1 tRNA gene is annotated in these 243 nt (G+C 56.8%); it reads right to left on the reverse strand.

Going from position 1 to position 243, the window contains the following annotated elements:
* Window positions 1-84: 84 nt before the first annotated feature.
* Window positions 85-160 (reverse strand) — tRNA-Gly (locus LDK53_RS22735).
* Window positions 161-243 lie beyond the last annotated feature (83 nt).

Genomic DNA, 243 nt, shown 5'->3' on the forward strand with positions numbered 1-243 from the left:
GACCCCGACCTTGGCAAGGTCGTGCTCTACCAACTGAGCTATTCCCGCTTGGGTGGTCCGTGCTGTGGAAGCACTTTCAAATTTTGGAGCGGGAAACGAGACTCGAACTCGCGACCCCGACCTTGGCAAGGTCGTGCTCTACCAACTGAGCTATTCCCGCTTGGGCAGTGCGTGCTGTGGAAGCACTTTTCAAATTTTGGAGCGGGAAACGAGACTCGAACTCGCGACCCCGACCTTGGCAAG

Origin of the sequence: Enterobacter sp. K16B, assembly GCF_020216105.1 — a bacterium.
GTDB classification, from domain to species: domain Bacteria; phylum Pseudomonadota; class Gammaproteobacteria; order Enterobacterales; family Enterobacteriaceae; genus Enterobacter; species Enterobacter sichuanensis.